This is a genomic window from Romboutsia sp. BSD2780061687b_171204_C1 (assembly GCF_015560225.1).
GTDB lineage: Bacteria > Bacillota > Clostridia > Peptostreptococcales > Peptostreptococcaceae > Romboutsia_C > Romboutsia_C hominis.
On record NZ_JADMRK010000003.1, the window covers coordinates 143,936 to 164,316 of the forward strand.

The following is a 20,381-nucleotide window of genomic DNA, read 5'->3' on the forward strand; positions in this document are numbered from 1 at the left end:
ATTTGATAACAATTTTATTAATTATAGGATTTACATATATCGTAATCCGTTTCATATCTATAAAAAAACAACTAAGAAAAATTAAGATTCAACTTAATAAGAAAGAACGGATAAATATAATATTAAATGATAAAGATGTAGAAAAAATAGCTGAATCTTTTAATATTTTTCTGCAAGAACAAAAACAACTAGAGATAAATATAAGAAACAGAGAAGAAAATCTAAAACAATCTATTTCTAATATTTCACATGATTTAAGAACACCACTTACAGCTATTAGAGGGTATATTACACTTCTTGAAAATTGTACTGAAGAAGAAAGAAATATGTATATTGGCATTCTTTCTAAAAAATCAGAAGAACTAAATAATTTACTTAATAATTTTTATGAGCTTTCTATTTTTGATAATGATAGTTACCAAATAGATATAAAAGCTATTGATATAGTAGAAATAATTATGGGGACTGTTATTTCTAACTATGCCTTAATTAAAAATAAAGAAATAGAAATTGATAATAGACTTCCTTCTAAACCAATAGAAGTTCAAGGCGAAGAGGTGGTTTGTTCAAGGATTATTCAAAACTTAGTTTCTAATGCAATAAAGTATTCAACAGGCTATATTTCTATTGAACTTAAAGAGTTTGATGAGTATGTTATTTTTAAGATTAGAAATAGTGTTTCGGATTTAACTCAAGATGATTTGAAATATTTATTTGATAGGTTTTATACTGCAGATAAATCTCGAAACCGCAGTGGAAGTGGTTTAGGGTTATTTATTGTAAAGGTATTACTTGATAAGATTGATGGAGAAGTTTATGAAGTTAGTTTAAATGATGATATATTAAGTATAAGTATTTTATTTAGATATTTTTAAGGATAATTATATAAGTTATTTGATATTTATCAAGAATTATTAGATGAATTAATTATGGGTATGATTGTGAAGAATCACCTCTACCAATTACATAATTTTTATCGTCAAACCAATTGGAATTGTTAGAGTTTAAAATCTATTAGTTCCTTTTTTATTAAAATAAATTAAAGAAATATAGGATTTATATAATAGGGAAATAAATAATTTATAACAAATAAAAGTGAACCCTATCACAAGTAAGGGATAGGGTTGATTATTATATAGCATTTGTTTGTTCATTAATACCTGAAATAGGTGGAAACATCTTAAAAAATAAAAATCTCATTAAAGGAGATACAATTAATAAATTTAAAGGAATTGCAAAAATAAAGTTTGTAACTATAGCAACACCATAAGCAGAAATAAAATTAGAATCTAATCCTACATTAGCAATTACTCCGAATAATGACATCCAAATAACCATACCACATGATGTAAAAAATGACATACACAGTCCTACTTTTTTCATAGTGTCATTTGGCTTTAATATTTTACTTGTAATGACCTTAACAATTCTACCAACTATAAAAATATCTCCTATTAGTGCATATATAAAAGCCAATGGAAACCCTAGTGCTGCATGCTTAAATATATTTAATGAAAATCCTTCAATTATAGCTATATTGTAGCAACTCATAATAAATACCATTGTTGCAGCAATCATTAATATGAATATAAAATGTTCTTTTTTGTTTTTAAACAAGTTAAATACCTCTCTTCTAATAAATTGTCAACTAAGTTGACTAATGTATAGTATCATTTTTAAGTCTATAATGTCAACTAGGTTGACTAAAGTTGTATTATTTATTTTAAAAATTATATAATATAGATAGATTTGATTAAAATAAAGGAGTATTTATATGAGTTCAGATTTTAAAAATTTAAATATAATAGATTTAATAAGTGAAAAACACGCAAAGCTTAGAAAAATGGTAATAGAAACTTGGGTTGAAAGGGGAGAAGAAAGGGTTAGTGATACAGAATCGTATATGATTGCATTAGTAGAAAGAAATGAATTAACAGTGGCACAGATTGGAAGGATAATAGGAATATCACGCCAAGGAGCTCATAAATGCGCAAAAGGCTTAATTGAAAGAGGATATATTATTATAGAAAATAAAGACGTAAATTCTAGGGACAAGATACTTTCTTTAACTGAAAAGGGATCAAGATTTTGTAGAGAGACATTAATTTTAAAAGAAGAATTTGAAACAAATATTATAAATTCTATAGGTGAGGATAAATTTAAAATATTAAAAGAGTGTTTAAGTGAAAATTGGTTTGCAAAATAAGTATTGTTCAAAACTAACTCTAATATAAAATTCTTTAGGTTATATTTTAGAATACCCAAAAAGCAAGGTGTAATAAAAGACTTAAAAAGTTACTTTATATAATAAAAACACGCTCCGTAAAGTAGATACGGAAAAACTATATCATAAGTAAGAGAGTATGGCTTGTGAAAATAGCTTGTTGTAAAGAAATGCTAAATAAAATTAAAATAAATACTAACGTAAAAGATTTGTCACCTTAATATACTTGCAAGTACTTCTGACCCAAAGTTATATTATTATGCCTTTTATTAAAAAATCCAAGTGATGCAATGAAAAATCTTTGAAATCAGGGGTTTGACCATTGGTTTTAGCTTTTATTATCATTTCAGATAAACCCAAAACATGAACTAAAAATTAACAAATAGATGCGTATATAAATTTAAGGATTGTGAATAATATATTACATAGTTATACTCAGTAATATTAACTAGTATGATTAACACAAATAAAATAAATATTTTGATAATAAAATATCCTAGTTATTACATATAAGATTCAGAAGCAATATTAGTTAATAATAAGTTCGAATATAATAAGTTAGTCTATAAAGGAGAATAAAGGTTATGCTATTAATAAAAAATGGGAAAATAATAACCATGGCTGATAAAAATTATAATAGTGGATCTATTTTAATAAAAGATAAAAAGATTGTAGAAATTGGAGAAAATATTAATATAAATAGTAATGAGGATTGTAAGATAATTGATGCAGAAAATTGTTGGGTTATGCCAGGCATAATAGAAGCTCATTGCCATATTGGAATTCAAGAAGAAAGAAAAGGATTTGAAGGCAATGACTGTAATGAAACAAATGAATCAATTACACCATATCTTAGGGCTTTAGATGGTATTAATGTTATGGATTCAGCTTTTCATAATGCTTTGACTGCTGGTATTACAGGAGTAATGGTAGGACCTGGAAGTTCAAATGTAGTCGGAGGACAGTTTGTTTTTATAAAAACTCATGGTAGAACAATAGATAACATGGCTGTCCTTGAACCAGCAGCAATGAAAATTGCATTTGGAGAAAATATAAAAACAAATTATAATCAAAAAAATATGATGCCATCAACTCGTATGTCAATAGCTGCACTTTTACGTGAGGAATTGTTTGAAGCTCAAAAATATAATCAAAACAAAAAAAATGCTATGAAAAATGGTGATAGTTTTGATGAGGTATTTAGGAGAGAGTGTTGGTTACCTGTAATTAACAGAGAGATTCCTTTAAAAGCACATGTACATAGAGCAGATGATATTTTAACAGCAATCCGTATAGCTAAAGAGTTTAATTTAAGATTAACTTTAGATCATTGTACAGAAGGACATCTAATTTCAGAAGAGATTAAGGAAGCTGGATTTCCGGCAATAGTTGGACCTTCATTAGCAATAAGAAATAAGATAGAGACTCAAAATGCAGATTTTAAAACAGCTGGTATATTACACAAGGCTGGTGTGAAAGTAGCTATTACTACTGATCATCCAGTTACAAGAATACAAGATTTACCTATTTGTGCTGGATTTGCAGCAAGAGAAGGACTAGGAATAGAAGAGGGACTTAAAGCAATTACAATAAATGCGGCAGAAATATGTAATGTATCAGATAAAGTTGGAAGTCTGGAAATAGGAAAAGATGCTGATATTGCAATTTTTGATGGGAATCCAATGGAGGTATTTACAAAAACAATGTATACCATAATTGATGGTGAAATAGTTTATGAAGCAAAAGATATAGATAATTAGCTATTAAAAATAAGAATGGTAGATAGTTTTATATAACAAGCTATCTACTTTTTTATATTAATTATTAATAGTTTTAGATAAATATATTATATAGATTAATAGTATGTATTATAGCAAATAGAAATTATATTAATTTTGAATAAGATTGTAGGTAAGAATTTCGGGAATTTACTTGATGAAGTTAGCTTGGTTAAACTTTGTGGTAGAAAGGATTGGTTTGAATAATTTATTAAGTAGAATAATAATTAAAATTTTCTTATAATTTTTATAATAAAGCGATAACAAAGTCAATTTTATAATGACTTTGCTATCACCTTATCAATTACATAGAACTTGCTTTACTAACTTCTATGTAAGTTTTGTCAATAAAACTATCTATTGTTGTTGTTTCTATTATTTTCGTTATTATTTCTATTATTGTTGTTGTTGCAGTTGTTATTGCAGTTATTGTTGTTGTTATTGTTTCTATTATTGTCGTTGTTGTTTGACTTTATCATGATTATCACCTCCTCGAAAATATTATTGGCAGAAAGGTATCGTAATATACATAATCAATAAAAATAATTTTTTATTAATAATGCTAGAATTAGTTTAATTAATTTGTAGATAATATGGATGTTAATTATCGAATTACATGAAAATGAGGATAGGATTAAGGTAGTTTTACCAGATATAAGGAATTTTCAAAATGTCAAATAGAAATTAAACTATAATATATACTTATCCTAAAAATTGAAATTTTAATGCTATGAAAATAGTGAGGTTGCATACTTTTTATGAAATAAACTATCTATATTTTTTAGTATTTTGCTATATTGAATTGAAGATTTTTAGCATAGGTGAAGGAATCCTACACATAGAATACATTTATCTTTTACCCAAGTGGACTTCATATTGGGCATTTCTATCACTTTAATAGGACATTTTTTTGTATAAAGGCTGCGACAAATACAATTATTTTTTAGATGGAATCTATCTGTTTTTCTCATTTCTTCATATCTTGGGATAATACATATTACATATTTATATTTTTATCTATTTTGTTTGGATTATGGATTGTTTATTATCAAAAAATTTAAAAATGTAACAAAAAATGATATATAGAAATATAATAATATGAAACATATTGTTTATGGAGGTTGAGTATATGGAGTTAAAATGGACTATAGTTATTATTATAATTATACTTGCCTTACTCTTATATAGATGGATAATACAAAGAAAAAAAGTTATTAATAATGTGTTACAAAGAAGTGATGAAGAAAAAATTAAAGATATTAATAATGCACTAGATCTATATGGTTTTGTATATGATAAAACTAATGATATTATATGTTCAAATATGTATCCTTGGCAAAGAGAAGTAGGATATTGTAGGTTTTATGATGAAGCAGCACCTACCTTAAATATGATTATTGATAGCGAGCCTATTTATTTTGAATATGATAATAGAAGATGGCTTATTGAACTTTGGAAAGGTCAGTATGGAATGACTACTGGTGGTGAAATTGGTATATATGTAAGTGAAATGGATGATATTAATATACCAGGTATTTTTTCAGGTCCTTTTTTCGAAGCCGTATCAGATGAAGAACTATTAAATATGGATTTTAAGCTTAAAATAAATGAAGAAGAATTATTTCAAAGACAAGATTATCATTGGTGGCTAACAGGTTTTGATGTAGGTGTATTTTCTAATCCTAATAACTTATCAATGAAAATTAGAATAATTTTTCCAAATTCAATTATGAAAGATGCATTTCTTGGTGGATTAAAAAGAGCAGGTTATAAAGAAGATGAAATTAAAATAACTAAGAATATAATTTATTTTAATTTTGATAAACCTAAATCTGATCAACCATATAATCGTTATAAATTAATAATACCTTTTATCCAATTTATGAATAAAACTTACTGTAAGATATACAATTTAATTACTAAAGATTTTGAACGTACAATAGATAAAATTGACTTTTTACGATTATACTATCCTAATTTGCTTAGATTGATTGCAGGTAAAAATAGAATGAAAAAATTAAAAAAATCTTATAAAGTGATTTCATCTTATATAAGTGGAAATGAGATGAGAAGTAATGAGCATTTATAAACGCTTATCCAAAATCTATGAAAATTCTAAAGTTATTCCTTATGATTATTCTTCAAAATTTGTCATAATGAGTGATTGTCATAGGGGTAGCGGAAATTTAGGAGATAATTTTATAAAAAACCAATATATATTTTTCGCGGCACTTAATGACTACTATAAAAAAGGATTTACTTACATTGAATTAGGTGATGGAGATGAACTTTGGGAAAACAGATCTATGGAACAAATTATGGAAGTACACAGTAGTACATTTGAATTACTATCTAAATTTTATGAGTCAAACAGAATGTATATGATTTATGGTAATCATGATATGCAAAAAAGTTATACAGAATTTTTAGAGTGTCATTATAAAGGATATTATTGTGGAATAAGAAAAGATATTTTTTCATTATTCAATTATATAAGAGCATATGAAGGAATAATTCTAGAAAATGAAGACAATAATCAATATAGAACCTTTCTTGTACATGGTCATCAAGGAGATTTGATTAATGATAGACTATGGAAGCTAGGTAGGTTTTTAGTTCGTTATATCTGGAGACCACTAGAGATATGGGGATTTAATGATCCTACAAGAGCAGCTAAAAATTATAAAAAGAAAAATAGAATAGAACGACAACTGATGGCATGGTCAAAAGAGAATAACATAATGTTAATTGCAGGTCATACTCATAGACCTAGCTTTGCTAACTTAGATGAAGCTATGTACTTTAATTCAGGAAGTTGCATACATCCAACAGCTATTACAGCTATAGAGATTGAATGTGGTTGTATTAGCTTGGTGAAATGGAGTGTTATGACAAGAGAAGATAGTAGTATGTATGTAGGAAAAAAAGTTTTAAAAGGACCAGTAAAATTAGAAGATTACTTTGTAAAAAATTTAAAAGTAGAAAGTTTTTAAGTATTTAAAAGCTGATTCCTGTATTGATAAGGAGTCAGCTTTTTTAGCATTAGTATTACATTAAAAAGGAAAAGTATTATGATATAAGAATGGCAAAATCAAATATAAAAGGTATTAATATTTTAGTTAATGCTTTAGGTAATTCTTTAATGAATGGACAGTATAATCTATATAGATATCCAAATATAAGTTTTTTATACATATTTTTTTAATCTATTTATTTTTTATTATCATATTATAAGCAAATAGTATATATGGAATTTTTAAGGTAAATTATCTTACATAAATAAGAACCATTGTCTAGTATTTACATATAATATAGAGAACAATATTTATATCAGAAAAAGGGGAATCAACAATGGACAGAAATTATTGGCAAGATTATTGGGAAAATTATTACAAGTTTATGGCTGTATATCTTAGAGAGTTACAAAATGCATATCCTGATGCGGATATAAAAAATGAATACGCAGAAGTTGCTAACTTATTTGAACCTCCTATGTCTCTTGAAGATTACGAGGATTATGATGAATATGACGATGATAATGTCTATGCACAAACAGGTAACGATCCAAATTTTACATTACCTGGTGGTGGGCAATCTCCTACTCCTTTTATATCACCTGGTGGTGGTCAATTTACTATAAATAATTGTAGGAGAATGGCAGTAGTTAGAATAGTAATGAGAAGAGGCTTTACTCCTTCTAATTTCTTTATGCTAGTAGATAGAGCTGATAGAAGAAGTATTCAAGGATTTAGGATATCTTGTGAAGGTAGTAGAATTAGATTTGTACCAATGGCTATAGAATATAGAAATATTAATCTTATAGAATGTGCATTTTAGATTAAATCTAATAATAGGGGAAATGATAATTTAATGAGTTATGTTGTGCTCATAGAGAGTATAGGTGACTTAAGTAATAAAATAGAAATAATAGTATAAGTTGATTGTGGGTTTGATTTTGCGAATCGTCTACAATATTGAAATAAAAGAAAAGATATTAGCTACTTAGCTAATATCTTTTTTTAGTATGCAAATATAAAGTATGATATTATAAAATAAAATACAAGTTAGGGAGAATGTATATATGTACAAAGAGAACATTTTAGTAGTAGAAGATGATGTAGATATAAATAACCTAATAACAAAAACACTAGAAAAACAGAACTATAAAGTAACGCAGGCATTTTCAGGTAGTGAAGCGCTGTTACAACTATCTATATCAGAATTTAAATTGATGCTACTAGATTTAATGTTACCAGGTATGAGCGGAGAAGAGATAATCAGTAAAATTAGAGATGAAAAAGAAATACCAATAATAGTAATTTCAGCAAAAACGTCTTTAAAAGATAAAGTAAATGTTTTGAATATAGGAGCGGATGATTATATAACTAAACCTTTTGAATCAGAAGAAATAATAGCTCGAATAAACTCACAGTTAAGAAGATATAGAAAGTATGAAATAAGTACACAATCAAATGAAATATACAAATTTAAAAATCTTATCTTAGAAGAAGAAACAAGAAAAGTAAAGGTCAAAGGAGAAGACATACATTTAACTGGTCATGAGTTTGATATTTTAAGCATTTTAATTAAAAATCCTGATAAGGTATATTCAAGGGAATCATTGTATGAACAAGTATGGAAAAATGGATACTATGGGGAAGATAACTCTGTAAATGTTCATATTAGCAATATTAGAAAAAAAATTAAATCAGTATCACAAGATGAAGATTACATAAAAACAGTATGGGGAATAGGATTTAAATTAAATAATAATTAATAAAAATCTTTATACTTTCTTTAAACTTTCTTGAATATTTATTAAAAAAATTTTTATATCATAGTTATTGTAAGTTAGTTAATAAATGGTACTTAATACTGCTTAAATAAAGAGGGAGAAATATATGAAGGAAGTTATAAAAACGTATAATTTATCTAAGAAATATGGAAATTATGATGCATTGTTAGATGTAAATATTAATGTAAAACAAGGTGATATATATGGTTTAGTAGGTGATAATGGAGCAGGTAAGACTACTTTACTTAGAATATTATCTGGGCAGTCACATGCTAGTAGTGGTAGTTTTGAACTTTTCTCAGTTTCAGATGAGAAAGAATTAAATGAAGTTAGAAAACATACAGGTGTTATTATTGAATCGCCAAGTTTTTATCCTAATCTTACTGTTGAAAAAAATATGGAGTATTATCGTATTCAAAGAGGTATACCAGGAAAAGACAAAGTTATTAAAGCTCTTGAAGATGTTAATTTGAGTCATGCTAAAAAGAAAAAATTTAATCAATTATCTCTTGGTATGAAGCAACGACTAGGATTAGCTCTTGCTATTATGACAGAACCAGAGTTATTAATACTTGATGAACCAATTAATGGCTTAGACCCATCAGGAATTATTGAAATTAGAAATCTACTATTAAAATTAAATAAGGAAAAAAATATTACTATAGTTATATCAAGTCATATACTTTTAGAGCTATCAAATATTGCAACTTGCTATGGATTTTTAAATAAGGGAAGATTAGTCAAAGAAATATCTTCAACTGAACTTAATGAAAAATGTAAAAGCTATTTAGAAATTAAAGTTACTAATGCCAATAAGTTAACTGCACTATTAGAAGAAAAATTAGGTTATAGTGATTATAAGGTTTTACCTAATGATATAATACAGTTATTTGATAGAAATAGAGACCCTCAAAAGATAAGTGAGCTTATAGTTAAAAATGGAATTGGATTAAATTGCATAGAAGAAAAAACTATAAATCTTGAAAATTATTATATGTCATTGATTGGGGGATATTGCAATGCTTAATTATATAAAAAGTGAATTTTACAGAAATATAAATACTAAAGGAAATTATATATTTTTATTTGGAAGTATAGCATTTGTAATATTTATAAATGTAGCCTTAGGTTTATTTGCACAAAGCCAAGTGAATTTTCCGTATGGAAATACAAAATATTCTCTTAGTAGTTTTTATACTTATATGGGATTATTAATACTTATATCTATTTATTTAGTTTCATTAATTTTTGGTCAAGAATTTAAGAACTCTACACTTAAAAATTCTATTGCCTTTGGAATTTCAAGAAGTGAAATATATTTAGGCAAATTTTTAGTAGAAGTAGTAATTTGTACAATAAATTTAATATTAATTAGTAGTGCATATGTTATAGCTGCATACGTAATGCTAGAGGATAGCGGTATAGTATATTTAAAAGATTTTATACATGCAATAGTAGCATGCTTTCCACTGCTATTAGTTAGTATGACTGCTGCTCATTGTTTTTACTTCATATTTGATAATGAGAGTATAGCTGTGACATTTTGGTCAATTTTTATAGTATTTGTGCCACTATTAATATCAATGGCTGGACGTAAAATAGATATACTAGGTAAAATAGCAAGATGGCTACCTTGGAATATAGTTGGAAATGCTACATTTGACAGTAATACTAATCGAATAATCATGGCATGGAATACTACTGATGGTTTTGTAAGATGTTTTATAGTAGGATTTATAGGAGTTGTATTATTTTATACATTAGGATTAATTATGTTTAAGAAAAAAGAAATAAAATAGATAAAAAGGGGCGTGTGGATTATGGAATGAATGTTAGTAATTTTATTAATACCAAGTGTGTATTTTTCTGCACGCTTTTTCTTGCTTTCTAGAAATATTAAAACATCAGTTAAGGACTTTAAATATATTTCTGAAAATATAGATACAAATCGTAAACTTAAGTTAAATCATCCAGATAAGAATTTTGAGAAATTATTATCTGAAATAAATCAGTATTTAGAAGATACACAAGTAAATAAATTAAAGTACATAAAAAGAGAAGAAGAAATTAGAAAAGAAATCGAAAATGTTTCTCATGATTTAAGAACACCTTTAACTTCTATTAGGGGATATTTAGAGTTAATAAATGATGAAACTATTACATCTAAAGAAAAGAAAGATTACCTTTGTATTGTAGAAAAAAGAGCTAAGGTTCTTCAACATTTAATTCAGGATTTTTATGATTTAAGTAGGTTTGAAAATAATGATTATAATTTAAATATGGAAATTATAGATATTAATAAGGAGCTAAGAGAGCATATACTGGTATTTTATAATGATTTTGAAAAGAAAAATATTGAAGTGGATTTAAAGTTAGATGAAAATCCAGTATTAGTAAGGTTAGATGAAAGTGCTATTAAAAGAGTTTTTAATAATTTAATTCAAAATTCTATTAAGTATAGTAAGAGTCATTTTTGTATGTCAATAAACAATAAAGGTAGAGAAGTTATTATTGAGTTTAAAAATGATGTCCAAGATATTAATAAAGATGAGTTAAACTTACTGTTTAATAGATTTTATATGAAGGATAAATCAAGAAGTAGTGATAGTTCTGGTTTAGGTCTTACAATAACCAAGCTTTTAGTTGAATCTATGAATGGTGAAATTGATGTTGATATGGATAAAGAATGGATTATATTTAGAATAAAGTTTTTATCAGAGATATATTAAATATATGAAAAACTAATTACTTAAATAATTTTATCGTGGGTATGATTTTTGAGAATCATCTCCACCATTGAAATCCAAAAAACACATTGAGAATATTATCAATGTGTTTTTTATTTTATAAAGTAGTTAAGCTAGTCTAATATAATATATAATTAAACATAGGCAAATATAATATGATAATATATGGAGAAAAAGTATGTTTACTATAATGATAATAGAGGATAACGAACTAATAAGAAATGAAATTCATAATTTATTAGATTTAAACAGATATAAAACAATAAAGGTAAATGATTTTAATAGTATTACAAAGCAAGTGAAAGAATACAATCCAGATTTAATACTACTAGATATAAATTTACCAGATGAAGATGGCTTTAAAATCTGTACAGAAATAAGAAGTTTTTCAAAAGTTCCTATAATATTTGTAACTAGTAGAAATACAAATATAGATGAACTTATGGGAATAACATTAGGAGCCGATGATTTTATAACAAAGCCTTATAATAAACAAATACTTCTAGCAAGAATAGCATCATTACTAAAAAGAGCATATCCTAACGAAAAAACAATAGATAATATAGAACATAATGGAATAACATTAAATATATTAAAAAGCACAATAGAAAAAAATGATAAATCAGTAGAGCTTACAAAAAATGAATTTAAAATATTACATTACTTACTTATAAACAAAGGTAAGATAGTTTCAAGAGTAGATATATTAGAGTATTTATGGGATAGTGCATTATTTGTAAATGATAATACTCTTACAGTTAACATTACGAGAATAAGAAGTAAGGTAGAGGAGTTAGGGGTAAAAGACTATATAATAACTAAAAGAGGACAAGGTTATATGGTATGAATATAAAAGATTATTTAAACAAAAGGATAGGTATAATTAGCTTAAACATTATATCTTTGATAACATTATCAATATTTTTATTTAGTGTAGGAAACCCTTTTAAAGTTATAAAAATAGTGGCAATAACATGGATTATAGTATTATTAATATATCTTTTGTATGAATATAAGGCTATAAGAAAACATTTTGATGAAATAAATAAATACATTGAAAACACAGATAAAAAATATTTACTAAGTGAAATAATAAAAGAACCTAAGTATATAGAGGCAATGCCATATTACTATGCTTTAAAAAAGGCGAGTAAATCTATGAGAGACGAAATAAACACAATAAAAAAACAAAGAAAAGATTATAAAGAATATATAGAAAAGTGGGTACATGAAGTTAAGACACCTATTTCAGCTATTAAATTAATAGAAGAAAACAATAAAACATCTACGTCAAGACTAGTACTTCAGCAGTTAGAGGAAATAGATACATATGTAGAACAAGCATTATTTTATGCTAGAAGTGAAGATGTAGAAAAGGATTATTTAGTAAAAGAAATATCTTTAGATGAGTGCATTAATAGAGTTATCACTAAAAATAAGCAAGTGCTTATACTTAATAATATAAATATTGAGATAGATGATATTAATAAAAGCGTATATAGCGATAGTAAATGGTTAGAGTTTATAGTAAATCAAATTATAGTAAATGCAATAAAGTATAGGAGAGATAACAATCCTACCATAAAGATATATACTAATGAAATAAAAAATGCAGTTGAATTAATTATTTATGATAATGGTATAGGAATACCTAGTTATGAAATAGATAGAGTATTTGATAAAGGGTTTACAGGTAATAAAGGTCGCCTAAATTATAAATCAACAGGGATAGGATTATATTTGTGTAAAAATTTATGTGATAAGTTGGGGTTATTAATAAAAATAGAATCAAAAGAAGACAAATGTACAAAAGTTAGAATTATTTTTCCAAAAGGAAATTTTTCTAAATTTTAATAATTACCTCTTAACGTTACAATAACGTAACATTAATGAAAGGTTAAATCAAATCAAAACAAGGATAAATCATATAAAATAACCTTGAGGTGATAAATATGGGTGAAATATTAAAAATTGATAGTATAGAAAAATACTATGGAAATAAGGGAAATATATTTAAGGCAATTGATGATATAAGCTTTAATGTGAGGGAAGGTGAGTTTGTAGGGGTTATGGGACCTTCTGGTTCAGGAAAAACGACTTTATTAAACCTAATAGCAACTATTGATGAAGTAAGTTCTGGTCATATCTACTTAAATAATCAGGACTTAACTGAAATAAATAAAAAGAATATAGCTAGATTTAGAAGAGAAAATCTAGGATTTATATTTCAAGATTTTAATTTATTAGATACTTTAACAATATATGAAAATATAGCTTTAGCACTTACAATAAATAAAACTAATAAAAATGAAATAGACGATAAAGTAAAATCTGTAGCAAAAGAATTGGGAATAATAGAAATACTAAATAAGTATCCTTATGAAGTATCAGGTGGTCAAAAACAAAGGACAGCTTGTGCAAGAGCATTGATAACAAATCCAAAGCTAATACTTGCAGATGAACCAACAGGAGCTCTAGATTCTAGGTCGGCTCAAATTCTAATAGAGATGATATCAAGTCTAAACAAGGATTTTAATGCAACAATATTAATGGTAACACATGATTCGTTTACGGCAAGTTACTGTGATAGAATTTTGTTTATTAAAGACGGAAAGATATTTACAGAATTAGTAAAGGGAAATAATACACGAAAACAATTTTTTAATCAAGTATTAGATGTAGTTGCATTGTTAGGCGGTGATGTAAGGGATGTACGTTAAATTAGCCATAAATAATGCAAAAAAATCTATTAAAGATTACTTAATATATTTTATAACTATAACAATGTGTGTAAGTTTGTTTTATGCTTTCACATCTTTATCAAGTTCTAGTTATGAACTTATAACTGAGGATACTTTCAACTTTGAATCTCTAAAAAAGATGTTAAAATACTCAACTTATATAATTACAGCATTATTAGCAATACTTGTTGCATATGTAAGTAAATATATGATTAAAAGAAGACAAAAAGAATTTGCTACTTATATATTATTAGGAGCAGAGCAAAAGAGTATAGCACTTATGTTTTTTGTAGAAATGTTGATAGTTGGAATATTATCCATAGCATGTGGGATATTTATTGGAACACTTTTCTCACAAGTTGTTACAGCTATGGTATATATAAGTGCTAAACAAGAAATAGTATTTTCATTTAAACTTTACTTAGACACAGTTTTTATAACATTTATATTCTTTATAGGAATGTTTTTAGTAGTAGGTATTTATAATATTAGAGTTTTAAATAAGTTAAAGCTTATAGATATGATGAATAATAGTAAAATAAGTGAATTTAAGTTTAAAAAAAGTAAAAAAGTTTATTCAATAGTATTTTTAATATCTTTAATATTATATGGTATATTTATATATTCAATTAAATTTATTATAAATATTAAAAAAGGAATAAATAGCACTAATCATTTAATTAGTGCAAATCAAATGATGTTTGCAGAAGTTATTTCAATAGTTTCATTCATCATAGCGACCTATGCTTTATTTTACTCAATATCATATATTCTTATAAGAATAAAAGAAAAACACAAAAAATTTAGCTATGAAGGTACAAATCTTTTTTTATTAGGAACAATAGTATCTAAAATAAGAACAACTCCAATACTTATGGCTACTATATCATTAACATTCTTAGGTGCTTCAATAAGCTTTATACTTACATTACTAATATCTCAGTGGTCTTTAGGGTATTTAGATTATAGAATTCCTTTTGATATAGAGTTAAGGAGTGAATATTCATATAGATCTGAAAAAGAGTACAGTATAAACAAAATAGAAGATATGCCAAAGTTTAATTATTCAGAGGTTATAGATTATCTAAAAAATTCTGGTTTAGATATTAATGAATATGAAGAATTAGAAAAGTACTTTATAAATAAAAAAGATTTTTACATAAGAGATAATAGAGAAAAGCCTGCCTTAGCTATAAGTTTAAGTGATTTTAATAAACTAAGACGTATGAAGGGTTATGATACAATAAGTTTAAAAAATGATGAATATACTACTCAATGGGATAATACTACTGATCAGCAAGAAATTGACAAGTATATAGAAGAAAATAAAGTTATAAATGTAGAAGGAAAGAATTTAAAAGTTAGTAAAGATGCATATTATAAAGAAACTTTAGGAGAAGGAATATATAATTATCCTACTACAAATATTATTATATTACCTGATGATGCATGTAAAGAGCTTGTAAGTGCAGGAGTAGATTTATTTATTACATCTAATAATGAGCTAAGTTATGAAGAAGCTACTAAATTTGAATTAGAGTATATACCGAAGTGGTTTGAAGAAAATAATCCAGAATTAATGAAAAAATATGATGACTCTTATTATTTTATACACGGAAGAATTAAATCAGCAGAAACTAGTGAAATTGTAAATGCTACTCTAGGAATGAGAATCTTAGGATTATATTTAGGTACAGTTTTACTTATGATAAGTTTGACAGTGCTTGCTCTTCAACAGCTTACAGATTCAATAGAACATAAAGATAGATTTAATGTTTTACGAAAACTGGGGATAGAAGAAAATGAAATTAATAAAATAGTATTAAAGCAAATAAGTGTGTATTTTACTATTCCTGTAATAATAGGTATGGTAGGATTTGTAGTATTTATATATAATTTTTATTTAATATATGAATCCTATATTAGTGCTTATATTGGAGATAGTATGTTTGTATTAAATATGAGTACAGGTATATTTATTATGGTAATTATTTATGTAAGTTACTTTATTGGAACATATTATACTTTTAAGAGGAATATAAGAAATTAAGAAAGGGATAATAAGAAAATTTAAAATATATTATCTATGATAGTTATATCCTTTTTAAATTCACTAAATAAGTATATTAGAATTTTTTACTAAACAATAAATGCTCCAAAGAGTCTAACTCTACGGAGCGTTTATTGTTTAGTAGTGTGAAATAATATAAATTAATAAGTATAATGACAACACATATATATAAAGAGATTTATAAAAGATTTTTAATATAGAACTAATAATAGATAGGAGATTAATTATGGATAGATTAAGAAGAAAAGAATTATTACAACAATACAAAGAAATGAAGCCAGAAATGGGTGTATATATGTTTAAGTCTATAAAAACAAACATAGTTTATTTAGGTTGTGATAAAAATATAGAGGCAACTATAAATGGTGATAGATTTAAATTAAATTCTAATAATCATAGATGTAAAAAGTTGCAAGAAGATTGGAATGAAAATAAAGAAGAGAACTTTGAGATAACAACAGTAGAAGTATTACCTTATGATAAAGATGAAAGTAAGGTAGATTATAGTGAAGATTTAAAAATATTAAGAGAAATGTGTAAAGATAGATTTACAGAATAAAATGTGGAAGAAATATAGAAATAGAATTTAAATCAGTTATAAAAAATTACTTTAGCGGATGAATTTAATAAGCAAGGTGAATTATTAGGTGAAAGATTTTAAGGTAATTGTAGAAACACTAGAAGAGTTAGGATGATCACTGTTAATCTCCTCAAATATTGAAATTTACGAAAACACATTGATAATTTTATCAATGTGTTTTTTATTTAATAATATTGTTTTATAAATGAAAATAAGAAAACTGACAATATAAAAAATAATAACCTAGAAATAATTATCAAAGACAATTTTTAATAAAATAAGGATGCCTTTTTTCTACAACATATTTTATACACATATGTTCTTTGAAAATCATCAAACTTCAAATGATATCGTTACCTCATAGAACAAAACAAAACGAAATAGGAGGTAGTAATGAAATACAAAATAAACACAGAAATAATAAAACTACAAATGTTAAGAAAAGGCTATTCAATAACCAAACTAGCAAAAGATAGCAACCTATCAAAATCAACAGTATCATTTTTGGTGTACTGTATTTAAAATATAGAAAAATAGTGTAGTCTAAAATATTTAGTACAGTAGGTACACTATAGCTAATAAAATTTTATATATTTACTTAGTATGTATAGTTTTATAGTTTAGTAGATTGTTAATGTACTTAGTGTACATGCTTTTTTCACTAATGAAAAATAACTTGATAATAAAGGATATTATAGATTAGTAGTGAAAATAAATTAAAAATGATAAATTAGGAAGTTATTAGAGTATAATTTAAAAGTATAGAATATAAACTTATATTAATTAAGTAAAGAAATTAGAAAGGTTGGAACACAGATGATAAGAACAATTGTAAAAGATATATCATTTTTAAAACAAAAATCAGAACCTGCGACAAAAGAAGATGTAGATGTTATTAATGATTTAATCGATACATTAAGAGCAAATTTAGAACATTGTGTGGGTATGGCAGCCAATATGATAGGAGTAAAAAAACGTATATTGGTATTTACTGTAGGTAATATTATAGTTCCTATGGTGAACCCAGTTATATTAAAAAAAGAAAATCCTTATGAAGCAGAAGAAAGTTGTTTATCTTTAGATGGTTTTAGAAAAACAACAAGATATGAAACTATAGAGGTTGAATATCTAGATATAAATTTCAAGAAGCACAAACAAATATTTACGGGATTTACTGCACAGATTATTCAGCATGAGGTAGATCACTTCGAAGGTATAATAATTTAATAGATAATATTGTAAGCATTATTATATGGATTTTTCTATAACAATTATATAATGATATAACCTTTAAAGTATTTAAATTACCGCATGAATATGTGTGGTAATTTTTTTATTTTATTAATAATAAAAGTATAAGGGTTTTTATTGACATAAGTAGCTATAATAGTTACTATAGTTTTGTACAAAACAAATTTTGTATGGAGGTGTTTCCATGAAAAATAAAAATAAGCTTAAACTAGGCCTTGATATTAGTAAAATTCATCATATAATTTCAAGGAAGATGGATGCTTCTGTAATTAGTGCAATTGATGATAATTTAACTGTATCACAAGCTTATGTAATAGATTTTATTTCTAATGAAGGTAAAGATAAAGAAATATTCCAAAAGGATTTAGAAAAAGCATTTGATTTAAAACGCTCATCTATTAGCTTAATGCTAAATAATATGGAAAAGAGTGATTTAATAGAAAGAGTACCTGTTACAGAGGATGCACGATTAAAGAAAATAATTTTAACTCAAAAATCTATAAAACTTTATGAAAAAATTTCAACTGCAATTGATTCAATTGAGGATAAATTATCAGAAAATATAACTCCAGAAGAAATAAAAGTATTTCAAAGTGTACTTGAAAAAATAAGAAATAGTTTAGAATAACCGTTTGAAATTTCAATAACGGTTATATTTATATAAATATTGTTTTGCACAAAACATAAATAAAAATAGGAGGATGATATATGTCAAAAGTATCTAACTTTACAGAAGGGAAGATATTCTCCCCTTTATTAAAATTTGCAATACCTATACTACTTGCACTATTTTTACAAACCATGTACGGTGCAGTTGATTTACTTATAGTAGGGCAATTTGGTAATGCAGCAGATGTGTCTGCCGTTTCAACAGGTAGTCAAGTAATGATGACTATAACTGTAATAATCACAGGGTTAATTATGGGGCTTACCATATTAATAGGACAAAAACTTGGAGAAGGAAATTCAAAAGAAGCTGGAAATGTTGTAGGAAGTGGTATTTCAATATTTGCTATTATAGCTATAGTTATTACTGTTTTAATTGTTAGCTTTGCTTCACCTATTTCAACTTTTATGCATACTCCAAAAGAAGCTTTTGATAGCACTGTAATGTATATAAAAGTTTGTGCTTCAGGCTCTATTTTTATAGTAGCTTATAATATTATAGGAGGAGTATTTAGAGGATTAGGAGATTCAAAAACTCCACTTATTACAGTAGGGATTGCATGTGTTACAAATATTATAGGAGATTTAATATTCGTTGGAATATTTAAAATGGCTGCTACAGGTGCAGCACTTGCTACTATAATGGCTCAGGCAATTAGTGTTATACTTTCTGTAATAATTATTAAAAAGCGTGGACTTCCTTTTGAATTTTCTAGAAAAAGTATAAAGTTTCATAAAGGTTTAACATCAAAGATAATTAAATACGGTACTCCAATAGCTTTACAAGATGGACTTGTACATTTATCTTTCCTTGTAATTATGATTATAGGTAATTCAATGGGAGTAATTCCATCAGCAGGAATTGGTGTCGCAGAAAAACTTGTTGGATTTATAATGCTTATACCATCATCTTTTTCTCAAGCAGTATCTGCGTTTGTTGCACAAAACTATGGAGCTAAAAAATACCATAGATCAAGAAAAGTTCTTGTTTATGCAATTTCGGCTTCTTTATGTTGTGGAGTTGTAATGTTTTATATTACCTTCTTCCATGGAAATTTACTTGCAGGAATGTTCTCTAAAGATAAAGATGTAGTCTTAGCAGCTTGGGAATACATGAAAGCATACGGAATAGACTGTCTTTTAACTGCAATTATGTTCTGTATGGTAGGGTATTTTAATGGATGTGGAAAAACAACTTTTGTAATGATACAAGGAATAATAGGTGCTTTTGGGGTAAGAATACCAGTATCATATATTATGAGTAAAATATTACCAGTATCGTTATTTAAAGTAGGTCTTGCAACACCAATGTCTACATTTGTACAAATTATATTATGTGTAATTTACTTTATGATTTTATCAAAGAAGTTGTCAAAAGAAGAGACACCTGTAGATATAACTTATCAAGTACAAGAGCAGTAAATCTTTAATTTTAATAATTGAAGTACACGAATACCTATATCCTTTTGGATATAGGTATTTTTTATTATGAATTTTTATATAAGTTTTCAAAAAGTACATAATAATT

General features: G+C 25.8%; 21 protein-coding genes. 19 read left to right on the top strand and 2 right to left on the bottom strand.

Features of this window, described 5'->3' with window-relative positions; all coding sequences use genetic code 11:
- The first annotated feature begins 2 nt into the window (after nucleotides 1-2).
- A complete protein-coding gene (locus I2H23_RS08490) occupies nucleotides 3-875 on the top strand; it encodes a sensor histidine kinase (RefSeq protein ID WP_195581488.1) in 873 nt (290 codons plus the stop codon).
- A gap of 256 nt (nucleotides 876-1,131) precedes the next feature.
- Here I2H23_RS08490 and I2H23_RS08495 read toward each other — a convergent pair whose 3' ends face one another.
- Nucleotides 1,132-1,617 (bottom strand): DUF2798 domain-containing protein, encoded by a 486-nt coding sequence (locus I2H23_RS08495; RefSeq protein ID WP_092922639.1) that lies wholly within the window; start codon nucleotides 1,615-1,617, stop codon nucleotides 1,132-1,134.
- A 157-nt stretch (nucleotides 1,618-1,774) separates the two neighbouring features.
- Here I2H23_RS08495 and I2H23_RS08500 point away from each other — a divergent pair, with 157 nt between their 5' ends.
- Nucleotides 1,775-2,206 (top strand): MarR family winged helix-turn-helix transcriptional regulator, encoded by a 432-nt coding sequence (locus I2H23_RS08500; protein ID WP_195237998.1) that lies wholly within the window; start codon nucleotides 1,775-1,777, stop codon nucleotides 2,204-2,206.
- A 602-nt stretch (nucleotides 2,207-2,808) separates the two neighbouring features.
- Nucleotides 2,809-3,984, top strand: coding sequence for an amidohydrolase (locus tag I2H23_RS08505; protein ID WP_166504751.1), 1,176 nt, complete (start codon nucleotides 2,809-2,811; stop codon nucleotides 3,982-3,984).
- A gap of 371 nt (nucleotides 3,985-4,355) precedes the next feature.
- Here I2H23_RS08505 and I2H23_RS15485 read toward each other — a convergent pair whose 3' ends face one another.
- Nucleotides 4,356-4,481, bottom strand: a complete 126-nt coding sequence (locus I2H23_RS15485; RefSeq protein WP_271933051.1) for a hypothetical protein — start codon at nucleotides 4,479-4,481, stop codon at nucleotides 4,356-4,358.
- Between the two features lie 650 nt (nucleotides 4,482-5,131).
- Between I2H23_RS15485 and I2H23_RS08510 the strand changes: the two genes are divergently transcribed.
- From I2H23_RS08510 to I2H23_RS08585, 16 genes are all read left to right on the top strand, one after another.
- Nucleotides 5,132-6,091, top strand: coding sequence for a DUF4474 domain-containing protein (locus tag I2H23_RS08510; RefSeq protein WP_195581489.1), 960 nt, complete (start codon nucleotides 5,132-5,134; stop codon nucleotides 6,089-6,091).
- Complete coding sequence (locus I2H23_RS08515; RefSeq protein WP_195581490.1) at nucleotides 6,078-6,995, top strand: metallophosphoesterase; 918 nt, start codon at nucleotides 6,078-6,080, stop codon at nucleotides 6,993-6,995. Before I2H23_RS08510 ends, I2H23_RS08515 begins: the two co-directional genes overlap by 14 nt.
- 358 nt (nucleotides 6,996-7,353) lie before the next feature.
- Nucleotides 7,354-7,839 (top strand): hypothetical protein, encoded by a 486-nt coding sequence (locus tag I2H23_RS08520; RefSeq protein ID WP_195581491.1) that lies wholly within the window; start codon nucleotides 7,354-7,356, stop codon nucleotides 7,837-7,839.
- 244 nt (nucleotides 7,840-8,083) lie between these two features.
- Nucleotides 8,084-8,779, top strand: a complete 696-nt coding sequence (locus I2H23_RS08525) for a response regulator transcription factor (protein WP_195581492.1) — start codon at nucleotides 8,084-8,086, stop codon at nucleotides 8,777-8,779.
- Between the two features lie 124 nt (nucleotides 8,780-8,903).
- On the top strand, nucleotides 8,904-9,824 hold the full coding sequence (locus I2H23_RS08530; protein WP_092922660.1) for an ATP-binding cassette domain-containing protein: 921 nt from the start codon (nucleotides 8,904-8,906) through the stop codon (nucleotides 9,822-9,824).
- Nucleotides 9,817-10,596, top strand: a complete 780-nt coding sequence (locus I2H23_RS08535; RefSeq protein WP_195581493.1) for an ABC transporter permease — start codon at nucleotides 9,817-9,819, stop codon at nucleotides 10,594-10,596. The genes I2H23_RS08530 and I2H23_RS08535 overlap by 8 nt, the downstream gene beginning before the upstream one ends.
- Before the next feature lie 30 nt (nucleotides 10,597-10,626).
- Nucleotides 10,627-11,526, top strand: a complete 900-nt coding sequence (locus tag I2H23_RS08540; RefSeq protein WP_195237988.1) for a sensor histidine kinase — start codon at nucleotides 10,627-10,629, stop codon at nucleotides 11,524-11,526.
- A 196-nt stretch (nucleotides 11,527-11,722) separates the two neighbouring features.
- The gene (locus I2H23_RS08545; RefSeq protein WP_195581494.1) at nucleotides 11,723-12,391 is read left to right on the top strand and encodes a response regulator transcription factor; all 669 of its coding nucleotides are present in this window, start codon (nucleotides 11,723-11,725) and stop codon (nucleotides 12,389-12,391) included.
- A complete protein-coding gene (locus I2H23_RS08550) occupies nucleotides 12,388-13,398 on the top strand; it encodes a sensor histidine kinase (protein ID WP_092922672.1) in 1,011 nt (336 codons plus the stop codon). The genes I2H23_RS08545 and I2H23_RS08550 overlap by 4 nt, the downstream gene beginning before the upstream one ends.
- A gap of 98 nt (nucleotides 13,399-13,496) precedes the next feature.
- The gene (locus I2H23_RS08555) at nucleotides 13,497-14,264 is read left to right on the top strand and encodes an ABC transporter ATP-binding protein (protein WP_195237985.1); all 768 of its coding nucleotides are present in this window, start codon (nucleotides 13,497-13,499) and stop codon (nucleotides 14,262-14,264) included.
- Complete coding sequence (locus I2H23_RS08560) at nucleotides 14,254-16,335, top strand: ABC transporter permease (protein WP_195581495.1); 2,082 nt, start codon at nucleotides 14,254-14,256, stop codon at nucleotides 16,333-16,335. The genes I2H23_RS08555 and I2H23_RS08560 overlap by 11 nt, the downstream gene beginning before the upstream one ends.
- A gap of 247 nt (nucleotides 16,336-16,582) precedes the next feature.
- Complete coding sequence (locus I2H23_RS08565) at nucleotides 16,583-16,915, top strand: GIY-YIG nuclease family protein (RefSeq protein WP_195581496.1); 333 nt, start codon at nucleotides 16,583-16,585, stop codon at nucleotides 16,913-16,915.
- A 414-nt stretch (nucleotides 16,916-17,329) separates the two neighbouring features.
- Nucleotides 17,330-17,458: a helix-turn-helix domain-containing protein gene (locus I2H23_RS08570; RefSeq protein WP_166504764.1), complete on the top strand. Its 129-nt coding sequence runs from the start codon at nucleotides 17,330-17,332 to the stop codon at nucleotides 17,456-17,458.
- Nucleotides 17,459-17,731: 273 nt separating this feature from the next.
- Nucleotides 17,732-18,163, top strand: coding sequence for a peptide deformylase (locus I2H23_RS08575; RefSeq protein ID WP_271893384.1), 432 nt, complete (start codon nucleotides 17,732-17,734; stop codon nucleotides 18,161-18,163).
- Between the two features lie 208 nt (nucleotides 18,164-18,371).
- Entirely contained in the window at nucleotides 18,372-18,815 is a 444-nt protein-coding gene (locus I2H23_RS08580; protein ID WP_195237979.1) for a MarR family winged helix-turn-helix transcriptional regulator, read from the top strand.
- Nucleotides 18,816-18,895: 80 nt separating this feature from the next.
- A complete protein-coding gene (locus I2H23_RS08585) occupies nucleotides 18,896-20,275 on the top strand; it encodes an MATE family efflux transporter (protein WP_195581497.1) in 1,380 nt (459 codons plus the stop codon).
- The last annotated feature ends 106 nt before the right edge of the window (nucleotides 20,276-20,381 follow it).

What these genes read in the sequence shown, in the direction of transcription:
- I2H23_RS08500 (WP_195237998.1), top strand. Translation starts at nt 1,775, where the DNA reads ATGAGTTCAGATTTTAAAAATTTAAATATAATAGATTTAATAAGTGAA.
- I2H23_RS08505 (WP_166504751.1), top strand. Translation starts at nt 2,809, where the DNA reads ATGCTATTAATAAAAAATGGGAAAATAATAACCATGGCTGATAAAAAT.
- I2H23_RS15485 (WP_271933051.1), bottom strand. Translation starts at nt 4,481, where the DNA reads ATGATAAAGTCAAACAACAACGACAATAATAGAAACAATAACAACAAC.
- I2H23_RS08510 (WP_195581489.1), top strand. Translation starts at nt 5,132, where the DNA reads ATGGAGTTAAAATGGACTATAGTTATTATTATAATTATACTTGCCTTA.
- I2H23_RS08515 (WP_195581490.1), top strand. Translation starts at nt 6,078, where the DNA reads ATGAGCATTTATAAACGCTTATCCAAAATCTATGAAAATTCTAAAGTT.
- I2H23_RS08520 (WP_195581491.1), top strand. Translation starts at nt 7,354, where the DNA reads ATGGACAGAAATTATTGGCAAGATTATTGGGAAAATTATTACAAGTTT.
- I2H23_RS08525 (WP_195581492.1), top strand. Translation starts at nt 8,084, where the DNA reads ATGTACAAAGAGAACATTTTAGTAGTAGAAGATGATGTAGATATAAAT.
- I2H23_RS08530 (WP_092922660.1), top strand. Translation starts at nt 8,904, where the DNA reads ATGAAGGAAGTTATAAAAACGTATAATTTATCTAAGAAATATGGAAAT.
- I2H23_RS08535 (WP_195581493.1), top strand. Translation starts at nt 9,817, where the DNA reads ATGCTTAATTATATAAAAAGTGAATTTTACAGAAATATAAATACTAAA.
- I2H23_RS08540 (WP_195237988.1), top strand. Translation starts at nt 10,627, where the DNA reads ATGTTAGTAATTTTATTAATACCAAGTGTGTATTTTTCTGCACGCTTT.
- I2H23_RS08545 (WP_195581494.1), top strand. Translation starts at nt 11,723, where the DNA reads ATGTTTACTATAATGATAATAGAGGATAACGAACTAATAAGAAATGAA.
- I2H23_RS08550 (WP_092922672.1), top strand. Translation starts at nt 12,388, where the DNA reads ATGAATATAAAAGATTATTTAAACAAAAGGATAGGTATAATTAGCTTA.
- I2H23_RS08555 (WP_195237985.1), top strand. Translation starts at nt 13,497, where the DNA reads ATGGGTGAAATATTAAAAATTGATAGTATAGAAAAATACTATGGAAAT.
- I2H23_RS08560 (WP_195581495.1), top strand. Translation starts at nt 14,254, where the DNA reads ATGTACGTTAAATTAGCCATAAATAATGCAAAAAAATCTATTAAAGAT.
- I2H23_RS08565 (WP_195581496.1), top strand. Translation starts at nt 16,583, where the DNA reads ATGGATAGATTAAGAAGAAAAGAATTATTACAACAATACAAAGAAATG.
- I2H23_RS08570 (WP_166504764.1), top strand. Translation starts at nt 17,330, where the DNA reads ATGAAATACAAAATAAACACAGAAATAATAAAACTACAAATGTTAAGA.
- I2H23_RS08580 (WP_195237979.1), top strand. Translation starts at nt 18,372, where the DNA reads ATGAAAAATAAAAATAAGCTTAAACTAGGCCTTGATATTAGTAAAATT.
- I2H23_RS08585 (WP_195581497.1), top strand. Translation starts at nt 18,896, where the DNA reads ATGTCAAAAGTATCTAACTTTACAGAAGGGAAGATATTCTCCCCTTTA.